The sequence below is a fragment of the Halorubrum sp. CSM-61 genome (assembly GCF_003781945.1).
GTDB lineage: Archaea > Halobacteriota > Halobacteria > Halobacteriales > Haloferacaceae > Halorubrum.
In genome coordinates this window covers 538,370-564,249 of record NZ_RJJW01000001.1, presented here as the reverse complement: position 1 = coordinate 564,249, position 25,880 = coordinate 538,370, and the positions used below count along the sequence as shown (strand labels likewise).

Annotated in this window: 28 protein-coding genes and 2 pseudogenes; 16 read left to right on the top strand and 14 right to left on the bottom strand. The window is 60.2% G+C overall.

The annotated features are described in order from the left end of the window. On the top strand, positions 1 to 2,169 hold the full coding sequence (locus EDM04_RS03025) for a type B DNA-directed DNA polymerase (RefSeq protein WP_206424411.1): 2,169 nt from the start codon (positions 1 to 3) through the stop codon (positions 2,167 to 2,169). Positions 2,170 to 2,308: 139 nt separating this feature from the next. Here EDM04_RS03025 and orc4 read toward each other — a convergent pair whose 3' ends face one another. Together orc4 and EDM04_RS19085 are read right to left on the bottom strand one after the other, a co-directional pair. Next, positions 2,309 to 3,541, bottom strand: a complete 1,233-nt coding sequence (gene orc4, locus EDM04_RS03020) for a DNA replication protein Orc4 (RefSeq protein WP_049908454.1) — start codon at positions 3,539 to 3,541, stop codon at positions 2,309 to 2,311. Between the two features lie 720 nt (positions 3,542 to 4,261). Continuing rightward, the gene (locus tag EDM04_RS19085) at positions 4,262 to 4,390 is read right to left on the bottom strand and encodes a hypothetical protein (RefSeq protein WP_285254222.1); all 129 of its coding nucleotides are present in this window, start codon (positions 4,388 to 4,390) and stop codon (positions 4,262 to 4,264) included. Between EDM04_RS19085 and EDM04_RS18930 the strand changes: the two genes are divergently transcribed. Next, the gene (locus EDM04_RS18930) at positions 4,343 to 4,468 is read left to right on the top strand and encodes a hypothetical protein (RefSeq protein WP_277424138.1); all 126 of its coding nucleotides are present in this window, start codon (positions 4,343 to 4,345) and stop codon (positions 4,466 to 4,468) included. The two genes, EDM04_RS19085 and EDM04_RS18930, sit on opposite strands and share 48 nt — an antisense overlap. 495 nt (positions 4,469 to 4,963) lie before the next feature. On the opposite strand, the gene EDM04_RS03010 is transcribed toward EDM04_RS18930, so the two are convergent. Continuing rightward, positions 4,964 to 5,287: a hypothetical protein gene (locus tag EDM04_RS03010; protein WP_123619662.1), complete on the bottom strand. Its 324-nt coding sequence runs from the start codon at positions 5,285 to 5,287 to the stop codon at positions 4,964 to 4,966. Positions 5,288 to 5,425: 138 nt separating this feature from the next. Here EDM04_RS03010 and EDM04_RS03005 point away from each other — a divergent pair, with 138 nt between their 5' ends. Further along, positions 5,426 to 6,346: a MarR family transcriptional regulator gene (locus EDM04_RS03005; RefSeq protein ID WP_123619661.1), complete on the top strand. Its 921-nt coding sequence runs from the start codon at positions 5,426 to 5,428 to the stop codon at positions 6,344 to 6,346. Positions 6,347 to 6,378: 32 nt separating this feature from the next. Here the strand turns inward: EDM04_RS03005 and EDM04_RS03000 are convergent, their stop codons facing one another. Then, positions 6,379 to 6,792 carry a MarR family transcriptional regulator gene (locus EDM04_RS03000; protein ID WP_123619660.1) on the bottom strand — a complete coding sequence of 138 codons (414 nt, stop codon included), beginning with the start codon at positions 6,790 to 6,792 and terminating at the stop codon, positions 6,379 to 6,381. A gap of 128 nt (positions 6,793 to 6,920) precedes the next feature. Here EDM04_RS03000 and EDM04_RS02995 point away from each other — a divergent pair, with 128 nt between their 5' ends. After that, entirely contained in the window at positions 6,921 to 7,469 is a 549-nt protein-coding gene (locus tag EDM04_RS02995; protein ID WP_123619659.1) for a hypothetical protein, read from the top strand. 105 nt (positions 7,470 to 7,574) lie between these two features. Here EDM04_RS02995 and EDM04_RS02990 read toward each other — a convergent pair. From EDM04_RS02990 to EDM04_RS02955, 8 genes and pseudogenes are all read right to left on the bottom strand, one after another. Further along, positions 7,575 to 7,976: pseudogene (locus tag EDM04_RS02990) on the bottom strand (hypothetical protein); the annotation flags it as partial. 53 nt (positions 7,977 to 8,029) lie between these two features. Beyond that, on the bottom strand, positions 8,030 to 9,370 hold the full coding sequence (locus tag EDM04_RS02985; protein WP_123619658.1) for an RNA-guided endonuclease TnpB family protein: 1,341 nt from the start codon (positions 9,368 to 9,370) through the stop codon (positions 8,030 to 8,032). Between the two features lie 148 nt (positions 9,371 to 9,518). Then, positions 9,519 to 9,962: pseudogene (locus EDM04_RS02980) on the bottom strand (hypothetical protein); the annotation flags it as partial. A gap of 178 nt (positions 9,963 to 10,140) precedes the next feature. Continuing rightward, entirely contained in the window at positions 10,141 to 11,979 is a 1,839-nt protein-coding gene (locus EDM04_RS02975; RefSeq protein WP_123619657.1) for a HAMP domain-containing protein, read from the bottom strand. Then, positions 11,972 to 12,937 (bottom strand): glycine betaine ABC transporter substrate-binding protein, encoded by a 966-nt coding sequence (locus EDM04_RS02970; RefSeq protein WP_164471071.1) that lies wholly within the window; start codon positions 12,935 to 12,937, stop codon positions 11,972 to 11,974. The genes EDM04_RS02975 and EDM04_RS02970 overlap by 8 nt, the downstream gene beginning before the upstream one ends. 472 nt (positions 12,938 to 13,409) lie before the next feature. Continuing rightward, the gene (locus EDM04_RS02965) at positions 13,410 to 15,566 is read right to left on the bottom strand and encodes a PAS domain S-box protein (protein WP_123619655.1); all 2,157 of its coding nucleotides are present in this window, start codon (positions 15,564 to 15,566) and stop codon (positions 13,410 to 13,412) included. A 148-nt stretch (positions 15,567 to 15,714) separates the two neighbouring features. Next, complete coding sequence (locus EDM04_RS02960; protein ID WP_123619654.1) at positions 15,715 to 16,275, bottom strand: class I SAM-dependent methyltransferase; 561 nt, start codon at positions 16,273 to 16,275, stop codon at positions 15,715 to 15,717. A gap of 1 nt (position 16,276) precedes the next feature. After that, a complete protein-coding gene (locus EDM04_RS02955; protein WP_059059004.1) occupies positions 16,277 to 16,717 on the bottom strand; it encodes a DUF302 domain-containing protein in 441 nt (146 codons plus the stop codon). Positions 16,718 to 16,876: 159 nt separating this feature from the next. Here EDM04_RS02955 and EDM04_RS02950 point away from each other — a divergent pair, with 159 nt between their 5' ends. The 12 genes from EDM04_RS02950 (at position 16,877) to EDM04_RS02890 (ending at position 24,729) form a co-directional block, all read left to right on the top strand. Further along, positions 16,877 to 17,296 carry a helix-turn-helix domain-containing protein gene (locus tag EDM04_RS02950; RefSeq protein ID WP_164471070.1) on the top strand — a complete coding sequence of 140 codons (420 nt, stop codon included), beginning with the start codon at positions 16,877 to 16,879 and terminating at the stop codon, positions 17,294 to 17,296. An 84-nt stretch (positions 17,297 to 17,380) separates the two neighbouring features. Next, positions 17,381 to 17,794, top strand: coding sequence for a thioredoxin (gene trxA / locus EDM04_RS02945; RefSeq protein ID WP_123619653.1), 414 nt, complete (start codon positions 17,381 to 17,383; stop codon positions 17,792 to 17,794). A 7-nt stretch (positions 17,795 to 17,801) separates the two neighbouring features. Further along, a complete protein-coding gene (locus EDM04_RS02940) occupies positions 17,802 to 18,200 on the top strand; it encodes a hypothetical protein (RefSeq protein WP_123619652.1) in 399 nt (132 codons plus the stop codon). Positions 18,201 to 18,277: 77 nt separating this feature from the next. Further along, the gene (locus tag EDM04_RS02935; RefSeq protein WP_123619651.1) at positions 18,278 to 19,015 is read left to right on the top strand and encodes a thioredoxin domain-containing protein; all 738 of its coding nucleotides are present in this window, start codon (positions 18,278 to 18,280) and stop codon (positions 19,013 to 19,015) included. Continuing rightward, a complete protein-coding gene (locus EDM04_RS02930) occupies positions 19,012 to 19,566 on the top strand; it encodes a hypothetical protein (RefSeq protein ID WP_123619650.1) in 555 nt (184 codons plus the stop codon). The genes EDM04_RS02935 and EDM04_RS02930 overlap by 4 nt, the downstream gene beginning before the upstream one ends. Next, positions 19,563 to 19,976 carry a hypothetical protein gene (locus tag EDM04_RS02925; protein ID WP_123619649.1) on the top strand — a complete coding sequence of 138 codons (414 nt, stop codon included), beginning with the start codon at positions 19,563 to 19,565 and terminating at the stop codon, positions 19,974 to 19,976. The genes EDM04_RS02930 and EDM04_RS02925 overlap by 4 nt, the downstream gene beginning before the upstream one ends. A 461-nt stretch (positions 19,977 to 20,437) precedes the next feature. Further along, the gene (locus tag EDM04_RS02915) at positions 20,438 to 21,685 is read left to right on the top strand and encodes a M20 family metallopeptidase (RefSeq protein ID WP_123619648.1); all 1,248 of its coding nucleotides are present in this window, start codon (positions 20,438 to 20,440) and stop codon (positions 21,683 to 21,685) included. 87 nt (positions 21,686 to 21,772) lie between these two features. Further along, positions 21,773 to 21,997, top strand: coding sequence for a DUF2892 domain-containing protein (locus tag EDM04_RS02910; RefSeq protein ID WP_123619647.1), 225 nt, complete (start codon positions 21,773 to 21,775; stop codon positions 21,995 to 21,997). Between the two features lie 2 nt (positions 21,998 to 21,999). Next, positions 22,000 to 22,593 (top strand): class I SAM-dependent methyltransferase, encoded by a 594-nt coding sequence (locus tag EDM04_RS02905; protein ID WP_123619646.1) that lies wholly within the window; start codon positions 22,000 to 22,002, stop codon positions 22,591 to 22,593. Positions 22,594 to 22,721: 128 nt separating this feature from the next. Further along, entirely contained in the window at positions 22,722 to 22,958 is a 237-nt protein-coding gene (locus EDM04_RS02900; RefSeq protein ID WP_123619645.1) for a sulfurtransferase TusA family protein, read from the top strand. Further along, positions 22,955 to 24,100 carry an NAD(P)/FAD-dependent oxidoreductase gene (locus tag EDM04_RS02895; protein WP_123619644.1) on the top strand — a complete coding sequence of 382 codons (1,146 nt, stop codon included), beginning with the start codon at positions 22,955 to 22,957 and terminating at the stop codon, positions 24,098 to 24,100. Before EDM04_RS02900 ends, EDM04_RS02895 begins: the two co-directional genes overlap by 4 nt. 2 nt (positions 24,101 to 24,102) lie before the next feature. Then, entirely contained in the window at positions 24,103 to 24,729 is a 627-nt protein-coding gene (locus EDM04_RS02890; RefSeq protein WP_123619643.1) for a DUF1641 domain-containing protein, read from the top strand. A 225-nt stretch (positions 24,730 to 24,954) separates the two neighbouring features. Here EDM04_RS02890 and EDM04_RS02885 read toward each other — a convergent pair whose 3' ends face one another. After that, positions 24,955 to 25,527: a DsrE/DsrF/DrsH-like family protein gene (locus tag EDM04_RS02885; RefSeq protein ID WP_123619642.1), complete on the bottom strand. Its 573-nt coding sequence runs from the start codon at positions 25,525 to 25,527 to the stop codon at positions 24,955 to 24,957. Between the two features lie 2 nt (positions 25,528 to 25,529). After that, a complete protein-coding gene (locus EDM04_RS02880; RefSeq protein WP_123619641.1) occupies positions 25,530 to 25,775 on the bottom strand; it encodes a sulfurtransferase TusA family protein in 246 nt (81 codons plus the stop codon). Between the last annotated feature and the right edge of the window lie 105 nt (positions 25,776 to 25,880).

The following is a 25,880-nucleotide window of genomic DNA, read 5'->3' as shown; positions in this document are numbered from 1 at the left end:
ATGCCGTTCAGTATCGACTTTCTGGACCACGGCCGCGTCCTGGAGTGGGAGGCAACCGCCGACGGCGCCGTCGCGACCGAGCGCGATGACTACACCCCACGCTTCTACGTCGCCGCTCGCGACCCTGATGCCGACCTCGACCTCACGACACTCCAGTCGGTGTACGACCAGCACCCGGACGTCGTCGCGACCGAGATGGTTGCGCGACGCCCCGGCTTTCGACGAGACGAGGAGGCCGTTCTCGCAGTCGACGTTGCCCACATCGATCGCGTCACTCCACTCGCCCGGCAGGCGCGTCAGCTGTCGGCCTATCCAGTCGGGGATCTCGCCTGTTTCAACGTGGACTTTTCGCGAGAGTTTCGGTACTGTCTGGAGACCGGCGCCGATCCGACGCCGGCGAGCGAGCTGTCGACGCTCTGTCTCAGTGTTCCGGTGACCGAAACGAGCAACGACGTCTACGAGGAACTGTCCGTCGCCGGCGACACCGTCACCGGCTCGCCGACGGATATCCTGACCGCCGTCCAAGGGGCACTCGAAGCGCACGATCCGGACGTCCTGGTCTGCTCAACCAGCGAGATCGTCCCGACCCTGTACGAGATGGCGACGGACGCCGGCGTCGACGGCTTCTCGCTGAGTCGGTGGCCGGACGTCGACTACCAGCAGCTCGCGAGCCGGTCGACGTACTCGAGCTACGGCCGCGTCGGCCACTCGCCGGCGCGGTACAACGTGCCCGGCCGGGCGATTATCGACGAGTCGAACACGTTCTTCTACGGAGAGACGAACCTCGACGGCGTTCTCGACCTCGTGTCGCGCTCAAAGAAGCCCGTCCAGGAACTTGCGTGGGCGTCGATCGGGAACGTGCTCACGGCGATCCAGATCTGCGAGGCCCACGACCGCGACGTCCTCGTGCCATGGAACTTCTGGCGTCACGAGTTCTACAAGCCGATGGGGACGCTCCACGACGCCGACCGTGGCGGCTTCATCTTCGCACCCAAGGTCGGGCTTCACGAGAACGTCCATGAACTCGACTTCTCTTCGTTGTACCCGAACATCATCTGTACCCGGAACGTCTCGCCGGACGTCATCCGGTGTGAGTGCCACAGCGACCGCGACGACGTCCCCGGCCTCGGGTACTCGATCTGCGACGACCGGGGCTACCTCGTCGACGTGCTGCAGCCGATCATCGACGCGCGCGACGAGATCAAGGCGGCCATCCGTCACGAGAAGGAACGGGACAACCCCGACGAGGACCGACTGGCGGAACTCGAGGGACGGTCGGGTGCGCTGAAGTGGATCCTCGTCGCCTGCTTCGGCTATCAAGGGTTCAGCAACGCGAAGTTCGGCCGCATCGAGTGCCACGAAGCAATCAACGCGTTCGCTCGCGAGATTCTGCTGACGGCGAAACAGCGGCTGGAAGCTGGCGGCTGGCGGGTCGTCCACGGCATCGTCGACTCCATCTGGGTGACGCCGGACCCTGACGTCGACGACGAGGACCGCGAGGACCTCGGGACGCTTGCGACGGAGATTACGGAACGCGTCGAGATTCGGCTCGAACACGAGGCTCACTACGACTGGGTGGCGTTCGTCCCGCAGCGCGAGAGCGACGCCGGGGCGTTGACGAAGTACTTCGGGAAGGTCGCCGGCGACGACGACTTCAAGGTCAGAGGCATCGAAGCCCGGCAGCGCTCGACCCCGCCGTTCATCGAGGACGTCCAGCGGGACTGTCTCGACCAGCTCGATGCCACGCGGTCACCGGACGCGGTACTCGGACGGCTCGAACGAGCAATCGGCGAACTACAGGCGGGCACCGTAGCAGTGGAGCGGCTCGTCGAGCGGAACCGTGTCTCCAAGCCGCTGGAAGGCTACTCACAGAATACCCAGAACGTGGCCGCCTTGAAGCGAGCCCGCGAGCAGGACCTGGCAGTCCACCCGGGCCAGGATATCGAGTACGTGGTCGTCGACGACGAGAAATCCTCGCGAGACCGTGTCGCCCTCGCCCACGAGGAGATCGAGACCTACGACGCCTCGTACTACGAAACGCAGCTGGTCAGAGCCGTCGAGAGCGTGCTTTCACCGCTCGGGTGGGATCGGTCCGACATTCATCGAGAGCTCTCCGGTGAGAGGGACGCCGTTTTGAGCTCGTTCGGAGCCTCCAACGAACTGTCGTAGTAGACCCCACCCCTGGTTTCCGTCGTTTCGAACCAACCCCACGTTTCCGACGTAATTTTCGACCCCCCTCGTTTCCGTCGTTTCCTCACGCCCCACCCCGGATTTCCGTCGTCCGCACCCACTCAGTAGTAGGGGGTCACTACTCGCGAGTCCAGTCCTGCATCCGGCTGTCCTCGAGGATCGTTTCGCGGACAACCTGGGGATCTTCGATGAGTCGGTTCTGGAGGTGGATGCCGCCCGCACTCCCCTTGTTGATCTTCTCGATTTCGACAACCCCGAGGAAGGCCTGCTCTTTCAGGATGTCGCGGAACCGACGGACTGAGAGGATATCCATATCGAGATGGTTGCAGATACGTTCGTACTGGTCGTACACCCGGCTCGTGAGGAACGCATCGTCGTTACTGTTGACACTCAGTTCCGTGAGTGCCAGCAACGCCGCCTTCGCCTGCGTGGGTGCGCCGTTCACGAGTTCTCTGAACCGGTCCTTTTCGGCGTGTTGCTGTGCCTGGCGGACGTGTTCCTCCGTCACTTGCTCTGCTCCGGCCTCGTAGGCGACCTCCCCGGCGTGACGAAGAATGTCGATCGCCTTCCGAGCATCGCCGTGTTCCTGCGCAGCGAAGGCCGCCGAGAGCGGAATCACGTCCTCGGAAAGGACGCCATCCTGGAAGGCGTCCTCGCGGTTGAACATGATCTCCCGGAGCTGGTTGGCGTCGTATGGCTTGAAGAACAGCTCCTTGTGCTGGAAGCTGCTTTTCACGCGCTCGTTCACGTTGTCGACGTACTGGATCTTGTTGCTGATCGCGATGACGCCGACGCTACAGTCGATTTTCCCCGCCTCCTCAGCGCGCGAGAGCTTCATCAACACGCTGTCGTCGTTCATCAGATCGATCTCGTCGAGGATGATGATCACAGAATCGAATTGAGCGTCGAGCGTCTTCCAGAGGAGTTTGTAGTATTTCGACGTACTGAGGCCGGTATGGGGGACGGAGATTCCAGTCGAAGATTCATCGTTCAGCTTCGCGGCAAGTGAGGAGATTGCTTGGGTTTCAGTATTGTCTTCAGCACAGTCGATATACGCTGTTCCAATCTCGACGCCATCCTGAGCGGCATTTTGAGCTCGTTGACAGACGTGTTTTGAAACGAGAGATTTGCCGGTCCCCGTTTTCCCGTAGATCATCACGTTTTCCGGGGAGTACCCGTGGACAGCACCGTTGAGACGTTTCGCGAGCTTCGAGATTTCCTCGTCGCGACCGACGATCCGGTCAGCCTCCGGCACGTGGCCGATTTTCAGGAGATCCTTGTTCGCGAAGATACGATGCCCGGATTCAAAGAGTGGATCGTCGACAGAACTGGGTGAAGAGTCGGGCGTCATTGAATATCACACGGTGTGAGCGGGGGGAGTATAAATCTAGTGGAGAACGCCACCCCACGTTTCCGACGTTCCTTGTCCGATATCAGCCGGAAAATGCCGTAATTCGGTGGAATTGGATTGCTGACAATATAGCCCCGTTTCCGACGTGAGAGAGGAAACCCGTAGACGGAAGCGTCGCCTCGATGTCGAATCCCGAACCCACACACCCCACGTTTCCGTCGTAATCACCGAACAGGTGGGGAGGGGACTCGAAGAAGACATCTACGACGAGATACCAAAGACGAGAGCGGCCTAGCCGTCCAATACTGGCCGTCTACAGAAGCAGCTGGAAAGGATCGTTTCATCTGAGGGGGCGAAGTACTTCGCCCCCTCTCTTTGGTCGAAGTACACTTAATGAGCGTTTTTCAGCTATACCACTTTAATCTATGTGTTGCAGAAGTTAGTTCATCTCTAGATTCATTCTAGCTCAACAGAATTAGTGGCTGTATTGCACTACCGTAGCCTCTCCCTACGCCGTCGTGGAGAAACGACGGAAACACGGGGGGTGTGGTCCCTTCGAAATCAGCGTCACCCCCTCCACCAACATCCAGTTACGACGGAAACGTGGGGTGGGTGTCCTCCATCATCGAGTTTTACTCGTCCGGGTTGACCGGGCCATCCAATTCTGCGGCATCTCGTCGAGTTCTGTTCTGAGTGAGGTCCCTTCCTCCGGACCTGTTCTCAGAGCAATTTCGGGCGAAGCGGGACGCCTTCCCACCTGGCGTGACAAGGCTCACAGAGCGAGACCAGATTCGATGGATCGTGAGCAGCTTCGACCTCATCCTCATCGAACTCCGCGAACGGCCGAATATGATGTACTCGCGGCGTATATCCGAGCTCGTTCTCGCTATGGCCACACCCCTGGCAGGTTCGATTATCTCGCTCTAAGACCTGTTCACGCCGCTCTTTCCATAGCGGTCCATAGTTCGGGGTTGATTCCCAATCGTACGTAGCTGTCTCCTGCTGCCATTCCCACTGACAGTCTCGACTGCAGAAATGGCGATCAGCTGATTCGATATCGTACTGAATCCGCCCGATTGTCTCGCCGCAGTTTGTACATTCTGTCTGTGGACGATTTTCTATCTGCCATCGTCCTCTACACTCGTTGCTACAGAAATGGTTTGTCTGATCGTCTTTGAGATTCCACTCGTATCGTTTGAAATCCGTCCCACAGTAGTCGCATTGGAGGACGACTCTGTTGTCCTTTTGTTCAGACCGCCAATTCCCCTGACACGTCTTATCGCAGAAGTGGTGCTCTGCACGCTCCACTACCGACGGAGGTCTTGAGATTGTCTCACCACAGAAATCACACTCAACTTCGATGGGCATGGGTCGGCCTTTCGCCGCCCATTAGCAACCGGCATCACTGATGAATGTCTGGGGCTATTCGTTTGGGTTGACCGGTCCTTTGTACTTTGACGTCACCGTATCGCCCTCCCGCCACTGCCAGTAGTAGTAGCGGTTGTCGTTGATCTCCTTGATCGTGATCGTCGCTTTGGCAGGGACGTCGTCCGGGAGATCGTCCGGTCGCTCTTCGACCTCTTCTTGATCTGCCGACTCCTCGAGACGGGTCTCTCGTTCCTTGTGCTCGGCGAGCGCTTCAGTGTACGTCGCAACGTCTCGGAGCTGCTCCGGGTCCGACTCGTTGAGCGTGTTGACGATCTCCGTCGGAAGGTTCGCCGGTGGGGTCGGGGGTTCGTAGGACATCGGCTCTTCTCGTGTTAACCAACACGCCCCACGAATCCATAGTTTTGTTGGTTAAGTCGATGGAGACAGTTCTCGCGACCGCTGGCTGTAACACTACTCGAAACTTATTTATATATAGGTTTCGTACTATGTTACACTGTGCTCCGGCGCATCGAACTCGAGGTCCTCGCCACGGTCGACCGCGGCGACACGATCTCCGAACTCGCGACGAAGCTCGACCACAGCGAGAGTTACCTCTCTCGTGCCGTCGCCGACCTCGTCGAGAAAGGGCTCGTCTACACGGAACGCGATGGCCGGCGAAAACGAGTCGTCCCGTCGGATGCTCGCGCCGTCGAACTCTACCAGGACCTCGTCCGCCAGCACTCCCACATCGACTTCCCCGAACTGCTGACGGGCAAGGCACTCGAGGTGCTGTACTACCTCGACCAGCCGCGAACCGTCTCCGAAGTCGCTGACCGGAGCGACAACTACCGCAACACGGTTAACCGCGTCCTCAAGCGGTTTCGTGACCGTGGGCTCGTCGGGACGGCCGACGGCCACTACGAGTTCAACGCCGACTTCGACCGCCTCCACGCGTTCGCCCGTGAACTCGCACACCAGCTGCATCGCCAGCGCCTCGAAGCCGTCGCCCCGAAGGGGACGATTCTCTGGGAGGATTACGACGAATTCCTCGCCCAGACCGAGACGGAGATCGACGCGGCGGCGTTCCACGAAACCGGCCTCGCTCGATTCGCGGCCTATGACCTCCAGTTCCTGCTCACCGGCCATCGCTACTACTTCTACTCCGAGGATCTTGACGCAGTCTCGCCGGCGGAACTTTGCTGTCACACACTACTGATCGACGACGGCAGCCGCCACCGCTCGTACTGTCTCCTCCTGCTCAGCCACGTCGACGTCGACGAGGCGGACCTCCGAGAGCAGGCGGCGAAGTATGGTCTCGAAGACGAAATCGACGCCTTGCTCCGCTACCTCGAGACGCACGGCGAGGTCGACGACGACCGGCTCCCGGAGTGGGACGAGTTTCAGAAACTGGCGGCTGACTACAAAATCGAATCCTGATCGAGTGTTAATTTGGGTGGAACGTTCGGCAGTTACGCTTCTTCCGGTCGGGGAGCGTTCTCGTATTTGACCATCTTCTCAGGCTTGTCTGAGATGGTGTCGTAGATCTGCTGGAGCGTTTCCTCTGCGGCAAGCAGGTTGTGGTCGTCGAGGAATGCCCGCCCCTTTTCGGTGAGCCCGTAGAACTTCCAGGGGTAGCCCTGTCGGCGCTGGTCATCATCGAGGGCGACTTCTTTGACGATGCCGGCGTCGATGAGCTTCTGGATGTGCTTGTAGACGGTCGCGTCGCTCACGCTGGGGTTGAGCTCCTCGAGCTCGTACATCGAGGGCAGCTGCTCGGGATGCTGGAGGATGTTGTTGATTAGCGCGAACCGCGTCTGTTGGGTGACGAAGTGGACGAGTTCGCGGGATTCCATCCCCTCAGCAGTCCCCAGTTCGGTGCTCATACTGTATCGTACACGATGGGGCGCCAAGTAGTTTACCCCTGAGTAAATCACTCCACAGTAAACTACCTTTACTTGAACAAGTGATTTACTCCATAAACCATATCTCTCCGCCACGAGACACTCACATAATGACCGAGGAGGAGCCTCCCGTTCCCGAAGACGTTCTCAGAAGTGCCAAAGACCAGCTTGACGAGGAAGAGATAACGCTGGCCGACAACGAGGAAGTCCTCCACGCATTAAGCGAGTTAACCCCAGTCTACGAGAACGATCGGTCGTATTTCATCCTCGGAAACTATGACCGGGAACCGATTCAACGGCTGAATCTGGTGGTCGACCGCCTCAACCGGCGTACCAACGCGTACGCGTTCCGAATGGTCGATATTCGTGGCGAGTGGGACAACAGCATTCAGAAGTTCTGCCTCATCGCGGACATCGTGACGTACCTCGTCGGTGTCGCCGAGAAAGAGCCGAGTGACTTCCTTGTAGAACAGGGATTGCTCGTCGGTACGACGGAGTTCTTCGCGAAAAGTCACGTCCTCAAGCGAGAATACGAGGACGAAGAACACCCATTTGGGTGGATGCAGGACGGCGTCTTCGAACTATTTGACCAAGAAGGACGGCTCTATCGCTGGCAAACCGAGGAGGACCTAGTTGACGTGACTGGCGAGCTGCCTTGACCTCCTCCCACCCCTGAAGGATGGGATTCCACCGGTGGGACGACCGATACTGACTGAGTCACCCGACGCAAGCGTGGTCCTGAGAGGCCTGTTGGTTACTCAGGGTTAGTTCGAGTCAGCTGGGAGCCGGCCGTCTGGTCGGGGTACACGGCCCCGTTTGATCTCGTGATCGACGCGACGCAGGTGTTTACAGCCGCCCTCGGGTGAGCGCTGCTGCCAGTCGGGACAGGTACACGATTCGTCGATGACGTCGACTTCGTACCTGTTGCCGGACGCGGACTGCACCTCGTAGCGGCCACCTTTCGAGAGGAGCGAGACGTCCATCGCTTCGGCGACAGCACGCTTCGTTCGGGGCTCGAGATCGTCCTGTGACTCTGCGTTCTCGTCGACGACTAGCCGGTCGCGAACGTCGCCCGTTCGGCCACCGTCCGGCGCGACGGCTTCCGCCGGGCTACTGCGCCGCTCGTGGAGCACTTCCTCGACCGGATGGCCTTCCGGCCACAGATGACATCCTCCCCCGCGTTTACGCCGGGGTTTCCTCCGTGGGAGTCTCATCCCGTCTACGACTCGCCGGAGGCAACATTCCCGTCATGGTGGACGGTACTCGGGTCTGTGCGCTGTTCTTTGGGACTTTCGTGAGGGTGTGGTGTCCCCGACCAGTTGTGGTCGTCCCACTGGAACCGCACGGGCCGTGCCATCGGCCTGACTGCCTTCTCTGTGTGCCGCTTCAAGAACGTCTCTGACGCTGTGAGGTCGGCGTGTCCCTCGAATCCACACGGACACGTTAGTGTGTCCTGATGTCGTTTCGTTTGGTCTGTTGAACCGCACTGCGGGCACTCCTGACTCGTCCACGCTTCCGACCGGACTTCCACCGAGATACCGTATTCCTCAGCAGTACATGCCAGCCGCTCAGTAAATTGCTTGAACGCCCAGAAGTTGTGGGTCTTGGCATTAGTTTCGACCGACCAATGCGTGTCCAGCACGTCGGTCAGTCCACCGATATACACCGTATCGACGCCGTCCTCGTACAGCCGTTCGATTAGGTCACGACACAACGCTTCCTGTGCGTGGTCGCGGCGGCGGGTTCGCTTCCGATACAGCCGCCGGATACGCTTGCTACTGTATTGGCCTTCCTGTAGCTTGGATTGTAACCGGGCGATTTCTCGCGTTGTCTCACGGAAGCGGTTAAACAGGTCCCGACCTTCGTACAGGTATTGGTCGCCGGTCGTGGTGGTACAGGCGACGAGATTGTTTGCACCAATATCCAGAGCGGCCTTCTCTGCGGCCAGTGGAGTCGCCCGTGCATCAGTAATAGTCACGGGTTGTGAAGCTCGGAAGGTGCAATCAGTCTCATCGTACCACAGGTCCAACCGGCCCTGCTTCTGGTAGTTGGGCCAATTCGGGTCGCCAACGATTTCCAGCCGGAGCCGCCCGGTATGGTCGTATCTGTCTTTCAACTCGCTCCCGACCAGTATCTCAAGTCGGGACCGCTCGCCCCATTCAGTCGTGTATGCGTCGTTGCGAATGACGCCTTTGAGGACACGCCCATCGTCTTTGTTACCACGGAAGCCCGGCGGTTCCGGGTGTTCCGTAACGGATGTGTTCGACTCGTCGTGATACGCCTTCTTTGTATCGAAGAACCCCCGCCACGCTTCGCTGTTTTTGCGTATTACCTGTTGGGCGGTGGACGCGCCAAGCACACCTTTGTACTTGCCTTCGAGACTGCCGGTGTCGGCGTTCCACACGTCCTCGTCCTCAAAGCCGTCTTCGTCGTTGTAGCGCATGAGGCGCTGATAATTGATCTCGTTCCAGAGAGCGGCAGAAGCGTCCAACAGGTCCCGTAGCAGTTGCTCTCCCGTATCGGAGAGGGGACGCACGGCGAACGTGTTGGTGCGCTTCATCAGCCATTTCCAGATATGTTCGTTTGGAACTTGAACGTCAGCCAACCACGGTGAAAGTAGAACCTAATCATCTCGTTCGAGAATCAAGATCAGCATTAACGCAGTGGTTCTCATCGGAGCTTACGCGATTTACACCCGCCACGAACGGCGGGGACTCTCTTGCTGTCAAAAGGTAGACTTCGCGGCGCTCGCGATGGTCGTAGGAGCCGCACACGGCAGCGCTCCCGATCCAGACACGCCACGCCCCGAGTGCTGCCATCACGTCGACGATGACGCGGGGAACCGTCTGGTGATCGTCCGGGAAGAACACCCTGAAGCGTGTACACGCTTCTTGCGGCGGGAGGGTCTCCCACCAGTCTTCGCTGGAGCCCCAGCTATCGAACATCGCCTCGTCGCTTCCGTAACCGACGGTCACGCCGTCGATCGGCGTCCAGTCCGCCGGGAGGTGGTCCGCCTCGCCTTCGAGCACCCGGAGGACGGCGTATCGGAGGTACTCGTGGGCTTGGTTGTCTGTCGTTCGGGCGACCTGGTCGTGCTGCTCGGCAACGCGCTCGGCTTCCTCAAGAACCGTCGTGAGATAGGGTTCAGTCATCATTCGACGGAGGTCAGAACGCGCCTCCGCCCCTCGGCGGGCGCTGAAAAACTTAACCAACAAGCCACTTCCAAATCGTGGGCTGTTGGTTAACTTGTGTGTAACTTCCAGTCACACTTTCGCTCGCTGTTGATGGTTGGCCGTGGCTCGGAACGACGTTTGCAGGTCTAAAACCAGGCTACGGGGCTGCCGAGGAGGGGGTCATTTGGACTTTGAGAGTCGCGTTATTGGGTGCGACTAGTAGCTCTCCATCAGATTTCGTTACTGTCCACTCCAGGCACCAGAGCGCTAGTCCTTCCGCGTGATTGAGCGGGGTCTCCTCCCCTGCTTTGACGGCCTCAATATCTAATGCTGGAAGCCCGTTGGCATCATCGTCGACCCGGAGAACGACCGACTCTCCATCTGAATCAGTGTTCTCGGTGGTTACTGAAACAGTGATCTCTACATTCCCATCGTTGTGTGTCGCGATCTGTTCGACGACGTCAGCGACCGCTGTCGGGAAGGTCTGTGGCGCCTCGACTACTGGGTCGCTAGTACACCGGTCAAATTCGACGCTCGCACATGGTGTACTAGCCTCGACGTCGGTGAGCTTCGATGCTAGTGCTTCGTTCAGGTGAATGGGTTCAGGTTCTGCTTCCTCTTCGGCGAGCAGCTGCTTGATGCGCTGTGTACGCGTCGAAATCGTACTGAGTTCCCACGCAGCACTCTGTACGGCTTCCAGATCTGCCTGTGCCTCCTCATCGTCGACGCGGGATGCAGCCAATTCTGCACGGCCAGTGATGACGTTCACCTCGTTTCGAACATTGTGCCGTAAGATACGGTTCAGGACGTCCACCATCTCAGACCGTTCTTCGAGGGCGGTGTTCGAGGCTTGGAGTTCTGCCTTGGTTTCGCGAATCTCCTCGATGCGTTGTTGCAGGGCGTCCCGTGTCGACGCTACCGTCCGATTGAGGTCGCCGAATTCGTCCGGACGATCAGTATCGAACTCAACATCGTACTGACCATCCTCAATCCGTTCCGCTCGGTCGGTGAGTCGGGATAGTGCTCCTGTCACGTTCCGGCCGAGAACGCTGACGACACCGACGAGTGCGAGTAACGTGAATACTGCAATCCCACCGATCCATCGGAGCGCTTGCCGAGTAATGACGTACGCATCGTTGGCCGGTGCATGCTCAATGACGACCCAGTCGGTGTTCGGAACCGCTGCATACGCCGCAACGTACTCTCCCTCTGTCTCCACTTGGCTTTCGTACGCTGGAGACGCAGTGAACCCGGAATTCCCACGAAGGCCGCTGCTGACAGCGGCGGCGCGACGAGCCCCATCACGGTATTGCGTGAGTGTCGCCGCCGCATCATCGCTAAAGACGACGGTCCCGTTCGAGTTGACGACTCGGGTAAACCCGTTGTCGACAGGGTGTTCGAACCGTTCGAAAACGCTTGCAGTGTCTACCTCCACGACGAGCAACTGTTCCGGTGTCCGGCGGATTGGTGAGATGAAGCCGATAACCGTCGTATCGTTCACCGCGTACGGCTCGGTCACTTGGACGTCGTCGAAATCCCGGAAGGAGAACCGTTCACTCCAGCTGAGGTTTCCGACCGTCCGCCCCTCCATCGTGGGATTGGTACTCGTCGCGACGGTCTGGTTCCGCCGGTCAATCACGTAGGCGCGGATGATCGCTGCGTCTGGTCGTTCTTCTTGCTGGGTCTGTAGATACGCTCGAACGTCGGCTCGGTCTCCATTCTCGTAGATGGGATGCTCGGAGAGGAGTCGGACAACGAGCCGATTCCGTTCACTCCACTCGCTCAATTCGTTTGCTTCGGTCTCGGCGGCCGCCGTCATCGACTGCTCGACGTTTTCTTCGAGCAGTCCGCCGACCTGCACATACAGGCCGACTGTGCCGATACTGATGACCAGGAACACGAGGAGCAACGCGGTTGCCAGCTTTCGCCGAAACGACGACCGGACGACGTCGACAAGCGTACCGAGAACTGGAACGCCCGACAGTGACCTACGCATCGCCGGCTACCTCCTCGTTTAAAAACCGTGTTGCGACTGCAAACGGATGGTCTCCATCGATTAGCACCTGTTTGTTGAGGTTCCGCATCGTCGGTTTATCGAGCGCTGAAACCACCGGCGAGAGCTCCTCGAAAATTTCCGGATGGTCGTCGATGAGAGGTGCGTATGCAGTTGGAGCCGGTTGGTAAGGAAGGAAGTAGTCACGGTCGTCTTCGAGGACGGTAATCGTGGAACGGTCGAGCTGGGGATCGGTTGCGAATCCGCTTGCAATCTGGACTCGGCCCTGCTCGAGTAGCTCGTAGGTCAGTCCGATGGACGTAACGATGAACGTCTCGGACTCGAGTTGCTCTCTATCTTCCGTCCTGACATCATAATACGACGCAAGTCCAGGCCACCCGTCTTGCCGGTGAAAGAACTCCTCGTTAACTGCTATTCCCGGGATTTGATCTACGTCGCGGAGATGGGTTGCCAGTTCACTGATGGTCGATATTCCGGTCTGTTCCGCCCACGTTGCGTCGGCGACGATAACGTACTCGTTCGAAAACGAGGCCGGTTCCGCCAGCTGGAGTTGCTGGGAGTGAGCATCCGACTGCACGCGCTCATAGAGTGAGTTGGGGTCCGTGATTCGTGTCTCATGACGCGGCGGGAGCTGCATCCACGCCGTTCCCGTATATTCCCAGTACAGGTGTTGCTCGCCCGCTGCCGTCGCATCCCAGTTCGACAGCGAGTTCCCGGAGCCAATTTCGTCGACTGCTCGAATCCAATCAACTGACTGCAGTCGCTGGTACGCTAGATACCCGAGAATCTTCTGCTCGACGAATGGCTTCGACCCGATTCGGACGGATACCGACTCTGTGTCGGGTTGCCGGTTGCTGGCGCAGCCACCCAGGACTGCGGCAGCGCCCACGCCGCCGACGCGACCGATCTGGCCGAGATACTGCCGGCGTGTGAGCGACATATAAAATACCTGTGTCATCGAATGACAATATAATTACGGGGGTTACTTCGTGGCCGTCTAAGACAGAGATTAAACGCCAGATAACCGTCCGGGGGCTAATGAAGAGTTTACTGGCGCAGTGCTGTGACGACAGAAAGCCTATGATTGGTAAAGGCGGTTCTGCGGACATGGCTGAGTGTCAGAACTGTGGCAGCCACGTGACGGAGGTCTATGTACGGGTGTTCACGCCGGACGCAGTCGATAACCCACGTGTCTGTCCGAACTGTGAGGATAAGACTCGCGACCGAAATGGCGTCCGGGAAAAACGAACGTAACTCTTCGCAGGAGAACCTAAGAATATCTATCTCTGCCCGGGCTACTAGTTATATCCCTGATTCTACTAATATTCTGATTTCGCTACGAGAGCATAACGGTGGAAAGCCGTCAAATAATGTTCTCCATCACTCAAGACCCTTCGATTAGAACGGTTCCGTTACTCGATTGCAAACTCGAAACGCGCACCGCCGCTAGCACTGTTTGCGGCTGAAACTGTCCAGCCGTGTCTACTGGCGACCTCCTCGACAATACTGAGTCCGAACCCTGTCCCGTCATCAGCTGTCGTGTACCCGGCGTCAAACACGTCTTCTCTCGCTGACTCAGGAAGACCGGCTCCGTCGTCCGCGACGTAGAATCCGTCCGCTGTGTCTCCAACTGTTACTGTTACGGCTGGTCCGCCGTGCTCGACAGCGTTTTGAAGGAGGTTGGTCAGAAGTTGCTGGAGCTGATCGCGGTCGGCCTTGACAGCCCGATCGGTTTCAATCTTTAATATTGCATCTGTCGCCGACAGTGTCTCCCAGCTGGTTTCGACAAGGTCCGATAGCTGGATGGGTTCGAGCGTCATCGCTTCCTCTCCGGTCTGAGCGAGTGTTAGCAAATCCTCGATAAGCGCATCCATGCGGCCTAGTGCGTGGTCGATGTGCTCAATTTGATCGCTGTCGCAGTCCTCCCGCAGTAACTCGAGGCGTCCCTCTGTGACTTGCAGCGGATTTCGTAGATCGTGGCTGACGACGCTCGTGAACCGGTCTAGTCGCTCGTTTTGCTGGACGAGCTTTCGTTCGCGGCGCTTCTGGTCGCTGATGTCGCGGTCCATCGCAACGAATCGGTCTTCCCCGTCCAAGTTCAGACGGATGAGATGCACCTCAATAGGGAACGTCGCCCCATCCTTTCGTTCGAGTTCCCCCTCGAATCGATGCGGAGTATTTGGTGGAAGCGTATCCCAGAACGTAGAGGCCCGAGCGGGATCTGCTGTCGGGTCAATATCCCAGACTGTCCGACCCAGAAGTTCTGCTTCCGTGTAGCCGAGTTCGTCACACAGCCGTTGATTGACGTCTCGAATCACGCCGTCGATGTCATGGACGGCGAACATATCCGGGGAGTGTTCGAACAGCGCCTCCAACCGTGCACTGTGGGACTGTAACTGCTGCTCGTACTGTTTACGGTCCGTAACGTCATCCTGGAACCCGACGAAAAGGTCTAGCTCTCCGTCATCGTCGAACAGCGGCGCGACGCGGACACGGTTCCAGAACTCTGTTCCGTCCTTCCGGTAGTTCCGTAACTCGACGGTCACTGATTCACGATTGTCGATTGCAGTCCGGAGTTTCTGGACTGGTTCATCCGTGGTCCCCTCGCCCTGAAGAAGCCGGCAGTTCTGACCGACAATTTCTCGTTTCTCGTAGCCAGTGAGGTCGGTGAACCCCTCGTTCGCATAGATAATTGGATTATCCTCCTGGTGTGGGTCGGTCAGGAGGATTCCGATGGGCGCTTCGTCCATCGCTTGTTCTTTTGCGGACAGATTCGACTCGTCGGCGGTAGCTGCGCCTTGTGGGCTGAGTGTACAGATGAGTGAGCTGTCCTCGGTGTACGAGAGCGTGTGTTCGATGTCGAGTTTGGCGCCGTCCTTCCGGACGAACGTCGTGGTCCCGTGCCAGCGGCCGTCGCGTGCTTCCGGGAGGAGCACGTCGTAGACGTCATCGATATCGTCGTCGTGATAGAACGTCTCCCAGTGGAGACCGATGAGCTCCTCACGGGTGTAGCCGAGTATCTCTGCACAGGCGGTGTTCGCGTACTCGATGTAGCCGTCTTCGTTGAGAATGCTGATCCCGTCTTGGGCGGTCTCGATGGCTTCAAGACCACGGTTCATGTATCGCTCAGCCCGATACCCACCGACCGCGTTCTGGATGCGGTTGGCGAGAACGCTGTACTGTTCCGTGCCGCCGGCTTTCTGGAGATAGTCGGTGACACCGGCTGTGATGGCTTCGCTGGCTATCTCCTCGCTTCCTTTCCCGGTAAAGAGGATAAACGGAATTTCAGGGTGGGTCTCCCTCACTCGTTCTAAGACGGCCAAACCGTCCAAACCCGGCATATCATAATCGCTCACGATACAGTCCACTGAACAGGTATCTGCTTCGAGAATCGCAAGTGCGTCACGGGGGTCGGTCTCGGTGCGAACGGTAAACGCGTCTTGCTCGCGCTCGAGGAAGGTCGCGACAAGATCAGCGAAGCTTGGGTCGTCCTCGATGTGTAGTATCTCGATGGGTTGTGAATCTAGGAATAGCGTCGAGTCCAGATGGACTCCAACGTCACCGGTCATATTCTCCATTCGTATGCAACTGATAATGGTCTTATGAGTTCGTTCGAGTCCGCGACCGGACCTTCACACCGGAGAGGATGATTCTCAGCCACGTCTCCGCCGCTACAGGTCAATCTGGTGCTCACGTGCCGTTCGGGTGTTCTTTCACTTATTCGGCTGATGCCGTTACCAGAAACGTTTCTGGCCGTACCGCTTCGAATTCGACTGTGAACCCGTGCTGGCGGAGCGCACTCGTCGTCTCAGTGGCGGAATACCGCTCGTCAACGGGTGGGCCGTGAGACCCACTTCCGGAAGCTGCCCAGTCCACGATAACGAGCGTCCCCTGTGAGGCGAGCACGCGACTGAGTTCGCTCAACGCCTGTTCGTTCGCGAACTCGTGGTAGGTCATCGTCGAGAACGCCGCGTCGAGACTGTCGGAATCGAGTGGGAGGTCGTCCACGCCACTCGTCACGAGGTCGACGTTCTCGGGGACGCCTTTCTCCCGGTAGTAGTCGTGCATCGCATCCTGAATGTCGACGGCGTACACGTGGTCGACAGTCGGTGCGACGTCGTCGGTGTAGAACCCGGTCCCGCTGCCCAGATCTGCGACCGTTTCGTCTCCATCTGGAGAGAGCGCCCAGAGGAGTTCCTCCGCGGAGAGGAACCGGTACCGTCGCTGTGCCTCTTCGAGTTTGTCAGCGCGGTCGGCGTCGAACGTGTGATGTCCCATCTTAGAGGTTCGCGAACGCCTCGTCGACGAGTTCGCCGGTGTCGGCGACGATGTCTGCCATCTCGTCGTCGTCGGACGCCATCCCGATGAGGCGGGCGATGCGCATGATGGAGACGTGATAGACGACCTGCTTGCCCGGTTCTTCTTCCCAAACGACGACGTTGCACGGCATCAGTGCACCGAGTTGGTTGTCGGTTGCGTCCAGCGCGCGGTCGGCGACTTCGGGGTTGCACGCGCCCAGCACGTAGTAGGGGTCGCGGCCGGCGTCGACCTTCTCGTTGAGCATCTCGGAGGGGGAGAATTCGACGGGGATGCCGAAGCCAGCGTCCGTGAACACGTCGCGGACGTGTTCGATCGCTTCATCGTGGCTCATTTCGAGAGTTACCTGTTCTTCACCGATGTCCGCAGGGTCGATCTGGCTCGGGTCGATTGGGAGTGCCATTCGTGTACTATCTTGGGTCTTCAGGACAAAGTCTCTTCGGGTCTTCTTTCGCGAAAGCGGATTTCCATGGGAAAGAGTGGCTCCAGTATCTGATCGGCTATCGGAGTATTGTAGTATTCGGGAACAGCTTTAATCGTCTCTGTCTCCCTATTTTTAGATATGGTGGCCACGTCAGTGCGTGAGGACCTCGAGCGCGACCTGGGGTGCCTTGACCTCCTGGGCTGCATTCACGGGCTCAACGAGCGGGATCAGGTGGTCTTTCAGCTGCTACAACAGGCAGAGGAGGGTCTTACCGTCGACGACGTCGCAGATCGAATGGATTGTGAACGTTCGACTGCGTATCGTTCGATATCTCGACTCCTTGAGGCCGGCGTGGTAGTTCAGGAGCAAGTAAACTACGAGCACGGAGGGTACTACTACGTGTATCGTTCGCGGACATCCGAGGAAGTTGCACACGACATGCAGCGATTGCTCAACGATTGGTATGCGGCCATCGGACAACTCATTCAGGAGTTCGAAGACCGGTACAGCCGAGACTTGGAGGATCGCGAGAAGCAGCCGATTGAGTCCTGTCTCTGACCCCTATCGTTCAAACCCGCACTGGGGCAGTATTGTGCGAGTTATACAAAACAAATAAGGCGGCGCGGTTCAAACGGACACCTAATGGCAGAAGATATCGAGGAGATCCGTCGACAGAAACTGGCGGAGCTTCGAAACAAGGCTGAAACGGGCGGTGCTGAGCCGTCCCCCTCGAAGAGCCCGTCCGAACCGATCCATATCGACGGCGGCGCCGAGCTGTCAGAAACTGCCGCCGAGTACGGTCTCGTGCTAGCCGACTTCTACGCCGATTGGTGTGGTCCGTGCCAGATGCTTGAACCAATCGTCGAAACGATTGCGGCCGAGACCGATGCGACCGTAGCGAAGATCGACATCGACGCGAACCAGCAACTCGCCGCAGAGTACGGTGTCCGGGGGGTACCCACGCTCATCCTATTCGCTGACGGCCAGCCGGCGGAACGACTCGTCGGAATGCAGGACGAAGCGCAGCTTCGCTCCGTGATCGAAGCGCACGCGTGAACCAACGATGACCGATGAGCCTACTGACGCGGATAACCGCTCACTGGGGGAAATCGCTGAATCCCTCGAATCGACACTGATGGCTGATCTCGGTGAGACGCTGGTCGGCCTGGCGTCCTACGAGGATGGCGAGTACGATGTCCTGTACCGAGACGAGGCGGCGTCCTCACAGTACGCTGCGTCGGATATCCGGGCGATTCTGGAGCACATTCAACTGGAGGCGATCGGCACTGCAGTCTACGAGGAGTACCACGGAGAGTCGCTGCATGCGACCGTTCGCGTGTACGATACACTGGTCACCATCACCGTACCAGTCGAGGAGACGACCGGGCTCGTTGTCGTGGTACGGAATGATGACAAACACGATCCGTATTCGATAATTGAAACAGTCGAAAACGCGGTATAGGCGCCGTAGAAAGTAATTTTGGAATTCAGTTAGGACCACAACGTCTATCAGCCGATGCGAAGTGGTATTGTATATAGATGGACGAAGAGGGCAATATCACTCGGCGGAGGGCACTCATCGCCGGCGGCTCGGTGCTCGCGTTCGGTAGTGGTGTCGCCTACATGGGATCACGATCTGGTGCGAGCGGACAGCACTACGTCCCCGACACCACGCACGCTGGTTCCGGGACGACCGGATTCGACGTCGACCTCGACGGCCGCCCCATTGCCGGTGAACGCGACGCGCCGATAGACATCTACTACTGGACGGACTATCTGTGTCCGTTCTGCAAGCAGTTCGAGACGGAGACACTCCCGGAACTCGGCCGAGAGCACCTCGATACCGGCGACGCACGCCTGGCCGTGCTGCCCTACCCGAACATCGGAGAATACTCCACGCCAGCGGCGGTCTGGGGGCGCTGCGTGTGGTCGCAGGTCGCCGACAGCGACCCGGATGCGTTCTGGAACTGGCACGCGGCGGCCTTCGCCGAACAGCCAGAGTCCGGCACGGACTGGGCCGACGACGAAATGTTCGCGGCGGTCACCGAACAGACAGCTGGCGTTGGCCTGTCCGCGGTCGAGACCTGCCGTGAGGAACGCGGCGCGACGATCCGGGAGCGAATCGAACCGAACGTCGCCATGGCCCAGGAGTCGAGAATCCAGGGGACGCCCGGGTTCGTACTCTACAACCGTGACTCCGGGGCGGCCGGAAAGCTCGTCGGCGCCCACCCCTACGAGAACTTTGCCGACGCGATCGACCAGGTGAGACGGGCATGACCGGGGGTCCCGCCACCGCGAGCCGCGACTGGACTCGCGACCTCCGCGACGCGCTCGGCTATCCGCTCACGTCGGACGCCCGGTTGCTATCGGCCGCCGTCGTGGCCCTCGCCACGTACGTCATCCTGGTGTTGAGCTCATTCCCCCAGTTCTCGGTCCAGGTGCTCTCGACCGACCCGACCGACATCGGCTACGCGGTTACGGCGCTCACGCGCGAAGTGTATCTGACTACCGGCTACCTTGGGCTCGCGCTAGTCGCCACGTACGCCGTCCTGGCCGGTGTCGCGGTAACCAACGCGCTCGCGCTGGTCCAGCGCGCACGTCGCCGGAGTGTGTCGACGATTGTCGGCGTGCTCCCCGGACTGCTCGCCGCCGGCTGTGCGAGCTGTGGTGCGGGCGTGCTCGGCGCGCTGGGCTTCGTCGGTGCGATGGCGGCGCTGCCGTTCGACGGCAACCTCCTTCGAGTTGGCGGAATCGCCCTACTCCTCTTCTTCCTCGGTCGCGCCGGCGACCCACAAACGTGTTCGCTCGACGGAGGTGGGCGTGCATGACGGCGCTGCCGCGCCCGCGTCTGCTCCGGAGTGTCGGAGTGAGCATCGGGGTGTTTGTCCTGTTCGGGGCGGTGACCGGCCTGCTGCCGAACCCGGTCTACGTGCGGATGGTCTCTCGGACCCCGGCGGACTACCTGTTCCTCGTCGCGACCGCTGCCTTCGCCGGCGCGTTCGTCTACCAGCGCTCGCTAGCCGAGAAGCCAATTGGCGATCGATTCGCTGCCGGTGGAATCATCGGCGGATTCCTGGCGTTCGGCTGTCCGATCTGTAACGCCGTGTTGCTCGCGCTGTTCAGCTCGTCGGCGCTCATGACGTACTTCGACCCGATCCGCCCAATCCTCGGTGTCGTGAGCGTTGCGTGCTTCGCCGCGCTCTTGGTCTACCAGCGCCGGCGTTGCGAGGTGTGCTGACAGTGCGACCGACGGTCGTGACGACCCAAACGCACTTGGGCCAATCAGGCGAACAAGGGACTAATCGATGACTGGTTCGGACACGGAGGCGAGTTCGGAGGATGCGTCGACGCCGCCGTGGCGACTACTCGGTGTTGGCGGCGCGTTGAGTCTCTGCTGTCTCTTCGCGGCGCCGACGGCTGGTGCCGCGGCTGCCGGGGGAACGGCGGCTGCACTCGGTGGTGGGCTCGTCAGAATCGTCGTGACTGCGCTAACAGCTGGCGTGATTGGCGCCTTGTATTGGCTTTACTCTTCTGGTGATACCGACCAAAGCTGCGCGATACGAACATGACGTCGTTTGTGGCGAACTTGGTAACGGCCGGGATACGGGACGGAAACCAGGCTTCTGCACTGACGCTTGGCCATCACTGGCTCTCGCCGCTCTCGGTGGCGGGACCGCTCGACAGCAAACCCGCTCCTGAATGAGTAATGACACTCCTACCGAGTACGTGCGAGCCCACCGAGAGGAACTGGTCGCGCTCGCCCTCGACCTTCTCGCGGTTGAGACGTCGAACCCGCCCGGCGACACGCGCGAAATCGTCGCCAGAATCGAACAATTCCTCGACCCGCTTCCGGTCGAAGTAGAGCGTTTTGCAGTCGATCCAGCAAAGCCGAATCTGCTCGTTCGACTACCGGGTGAGTCTGACCATACACTGCTATATAATGGCCACCTCGATACGGTGCCCTTCGACGCAGATGCCTGGTCCCACGATCCACTTGGCGAGCGCGTCGATGAACGCGTCTACGGCCGCGGTGCAACCGACATGAAAGGTGCCGTGGCGTCGATGTTGTTGGGAATACAGGCCTTCGCAGCCACCGACACTGAGCCACCTGTCGACCTCCAATTCGCGTTCGTGAGTGACGAGGAAGTGGGTGGTGACGCCGGCTTGCCAGCGTTACTGAACGCTGGTGAGCTCGACGCTGACGCATGCGTGATTGGCGAGCCGACCTGCGAGGAAGGTCGCCACTCAGTCACAATCGCGGACCGGGGCAGCATTTGGCTGACGCTCGAAGCCAGCGGTGAGGGGGCCCACGGCTCCCGCCCAATACTCGGCGTCAATGCCATCGACCGGCTCTACGACGCCGTCGGGACGATGCGCGAACGGTTTGGCACCCAGCGACTCGAGATCGACGCTGACGTGGCTCCGATCGTCGAGGAGTCAGTCGAATACTACGCCCCCTCGATGGGTGAGGCCGCCGCCCGAGAGCTGTTCTGGTACCCCTCGATCAATCTCGGCGTCCTCGAGGGCGGGGACGCGATAAACACCGTCCCGCAGTCTGCGCACGCCGAAGTTGACGTGCGACTGACCGCAGGTGTCCACACGCCCGATGTGCTCGCGGAGATTCGGGAGTGCGTCGCCGACTGCGAAGGTATCACAATCGCCGACGTCTCCTGGAGCGTCGGTACGGCTGAAGCACCCGCCAGCCCACTCGTCGAAGCCGTCGCGTCGACTGCGGAGGAGGCCACAGGTGATCACGTCTTCCGGCGGAGCGCTACGGGTGGTGGTGACGCCAAGAAACTCCGGAATGCGGGCATCCCGACTGTAGAGTTCGCGCTCGGAACCGACACTGTTCACGCGCCGGATGAGTACGTTCCGGTCGACATCCTCGTCGACAACGCCGTCGTCTACGCTCAGCTACCAATACGGTGGCAGTCCCAGCTCGGGTAGTAACCCCTCCAGGCACGGTTGTACCGGATTGCTTGGGCGGTGAGGGGAAGCCGTCGGGAAACACTTAGGTAATATCATAGTGTATTTGTGGGTATGAAGAACAATATTGGTGCGGCAGACAGCCGAATCCGGATCGGTGGCGGGATGGGTTTGGCGGCTGTTGGAGTGGCCTCACTCGGAGGGCTGCTTGGAGTTGGGACGGTGGTTGGCACAGTCCTGGCCCTGCTGGGTCTCGTTCTCGCCGGGACTGGCCTCGTTCGAGTCTGCCTCCTGTATCGCCTGCTGGGAGTGGATACGTCGGGGTCCCGCTAGGGATGGAGCGCTTCCAGAACACCGGCCAACCCGACTGGGACTGGTGGAGCAAACTCTGGCCGACACCCGGCGCGACGCTCCGGGAACTCGGCGTCGAATCCGGCGAGTCGGTCGCCGAAGTCGGCTGTGGAAGCGGCTACTTTGCCCTTCCAGCTGCCCGAATTGCCGACCCTGAGCCTGTTTACGCTATCGACCTTGATGCGTCACTGCTCGGTGAACTCGATGATCTCGCTGAGCAGCAGGACATCGAGAACGTCGTTCCGACTCACGGTGACGCCCGGAACCTGACTGGGGTCCTCCCCGACTCAGTCAGCACGCTCGTCGTGGCAAACACGTTCCACGGCGTCGACGACCAGTCGGGGTTGGTCGAGCAGGCGTTCCGGGTGATCGAACCTGGCGGAAGCCTGATCATCGTCAACTGGCATGACCGCCCACGTGAAACGACGACTGTCGGAACCGAACCCCGCGGACCTCCGACGAAACTTCGGATGACGCCGGGAGAAACTGAAGAAGCCGTGCTTCCGGCCGCAGCGTTCACGCTCGACCGGCAGGTCGAGTTGCCGCCGTACCACTATGCGCTCGTGTTCGAGCGGTGAACGCTCCTCCTCTACGATTTCAATATTACCTCTCGGTCGCTCATTCCAGGCCTACAGATTTTCAGAATCTTGGAACTCGCACACAATACTAATATAGGATAGTTCCAACTGCCGCCTGTGAGCTCTCTATGACTGACATCGAGCCTGACGACACCGTCGATGCCAGAGGCGCAGCATGCCCCGGCCCGTTGATGGACCTCATCGGAAAGATTCGGAGCGCCGAGTCCGGGGACGTGATCCGACTGCTGAGCGACAACGACCAGTCGCTCACCGACGTCCCCGAGTGGGCCGAGGAAGCCGGCAACGAGCTACTCGCGGTCGAAGAGCTCGACGACCACAACGAGTTCTACGTGGAGAAAGCATGACTGAACACGTCGTTATCGTCGGCGGCGGGACCGGCGGCACCGTCCTCGCGAACGACCTCGCCGACCGACTCGAACCCGAACTCGACGCCGGTGACGTCCGAGTCACGCTCGTCAACGACGACCCCGACCACGTCTATAAGCCGGTCTGGCTGTACGTGCCGTTCGGCCAGCGCGAACCTGACGACGGCCGTCGCCCGCTCGACGACCTCGTCGACGACGCAATCGATCTCCGGATCGACCGCGTGTCCGACATCGACACCGAGGCCCAGCGGCTCCAGTTCCACGGGAGTGCCCCACCAGTCAGCTACGACTACCTCGTGCTGGCGACCGGCTCGACGTTGGAGCCCGACCAGATTCCGGGCCTCACGGAGGGCGGTCACAACTACTACAGCGAGTCGGGCGCGACCGACTTGCGCGACGAACTGTTGGAGTTCACCGAGGGTGACCTCGTGTTGAGCGTCATCGGGACGCCCCACATGTGTCCGGCGGCACCACTCGAATTCGTCTTCATGGCCGACGACTGGCTCCGCGAGCGCGGCCTCCGCGAGGATGTCGATATCACGTATACGTATCCGATCCAACGCGTCCACGGCAACCCTCACATCGCCGAGTGGGCCCGCCCCATCATGGAGGAACGGGACATCCAGGTGGAGACGTTCTTCAACGCCAAGTCGGTCGACCCCGACGCGGAGACCATCACGTCGATGGAGGGGACCGAACTCGACTACGACCTCCTCGTGACGATTCCACCCCACGGCGGCATCGACCTGATCGAAGAGGCTGGGCTCGGCGACGACGGCTGGGTCGACGTCGACAAGCACACGCTCGAAGCAGAAGCTGCCGACAACGTCTACGCGCTCGGCGACACCGCCGACACCGGCGTCCCGAACGCGGGCAGCGTCGCCCACTACCAGGCCGGCGTCGTCGGGCAGCGCCTCGCCAGCGAGATTCGCGGCCGCCCGGCGACCGCGACCTACGACGGGAAGACGCTGTGCTTCATCGAGACGGGGATGGACGCGGCGTCGTTCGTCGAGTTCGACTACGAGAATCCGCCGTCGCCGGCGCCGCCCTCGGAGAAGCTCCACTGGTCGAAGCTGGCGTACAACGAGTCCTACTGGCTCACCGCGCGGGGACTGCTCTGACCATGTCCGAGAACCAGGCTAACGCGCCGACCGACCTCGAAGCGGCGATCGAGCAGAACCCCGAGGCGGTCGCCGAGTTCGTGGAGCACCTCGACGCCGTCAACGAGCTACTGGACGTGCTCTCGCTGGGCGAGAGCGCGCTCGACGACGAGATGGTCCGCGAGCTCTCGGCCACGGGATCGACACTGGCAGAGTCTGCGGACGGGCTGGCGACCGACGAGACCGTGGCGCTGGCCGAAACGGTCGGGGAGAACGGCGACGACCTGCGGGAGGCCCTTGATACGTTGCTCGCGCTCCAGCAAAGCGGAACGCTCGACGACCTGGCCGAACTCGCGGAGGTAGGGTCGTTGGCGACCGCGGCGCTCGACGACGAGATGGTCACGTCGCTGGCCGGCACCGGTGCTGCGGTCGGCGAGGTCGCGCAGACGGCCGCTGACGACGATACTCGCGACGGCATCGAAACGCTGCTAGAGAGCGTCGGCGAAGCGGAGCGTGAATCGCCCGAGCAGGTCGGAGCGGTCGGCCTGCTTCGCGGATTACGTGATCCGGACGTCCAGTACGGACTGGGCTACCTGTTGGCTCTCGCAGGCGCGATCGGCCGCGACCGTACCACTGCGGAGTCCGACTAGCAGCCGAGCGGCGTTTCGCGCTCCTCCGTGGCGCGATCGAACGACTCCCGGTTTCGTCGCCCTGACCTCCTTACAGTCTACGGATGAACAAGCGAGTGCCTCGAGGCCTGACCCCGAGGCGGTTCACGACGGTCGAAGCGATACCTTCCGTGTGGGACAGCACGGCGCCCGCTATGCCAACCGTGGTTCGAGAATCGGGACCGCGGGTTCGTCCGTCGTCGGGAGTCAGACGAGAAGCTGAATGTCGGCGTCGGCCATATCTTGGAGGGCGGTCGCCGCGCCGACGCCCGTGGTGACGCCGTCGTAGAAGTCGGCCTCGTCGTAGCCCATCAGGTCGATGGTCATCTGACAGGCCTGGAACTCGACGCCCATGTCGAGGCTCGTCTCCAGCAGTTCCTCGATGGTGGCGGTGTCGTTGTCCGCGATCTTCTTTTCCATCATCTTCGTCGTGACGCGGTCCATGCCGGGGAGCGCGGCGACCGCGTTCGGGACGGGCATGTTGGGGTTGCCGACGGAGCTGAGCTTGAGGTTCTTCGAGCGCTCCTCGTGGAGGATGTCCAGCCCCCAGAACGTGTGGAAGACGGTCACGTCGTAGCCGAACGCGGCCGCGGTGCTGGCGAGGATGAGCGGCGGGTACGCCATGTCCAGCGTGCCCTTCGTCGCGATGATGCTCATCTTCTTCCCGTCGTCGTCACTGGTGGCTTCGGCGAGCGCGTCCTCGAGTTCGTCGACGCGCGCGGCCAGTTCCGCACGCGAGGGCGCGTCGTCGGCCGGCGCGTCGGGTGTGTCCGTACTCATCGTTACTCCGTCTTGCGGACGTAGTGTTTGAACACGTCGTCGCCTTCCTCCTGGTCGACGAGTTCGACGCCCTCGGTGCCGGACGCCCAGCCGTCGATGTCGCTCATGCTTCCGGGGTCGGTCGCCAGCACTTCGAGGACTTCACCCTCCGAGAGCTCGTCGATGGCCGACTTCGCTTTCACCACTGGCATGGGACACGATGCACCTTTCACGTCTAGCGTCTCCGTAATGTCGAATTCAGCACTCATTGGTTATCTGCTCCGTTTGTCTGTATTGGAGCTATCGCACAATACCCACCACCCAAGTAAAAGATTGTCGGTCCTTGGGAATACTCTACCAACCCAAATAACGGT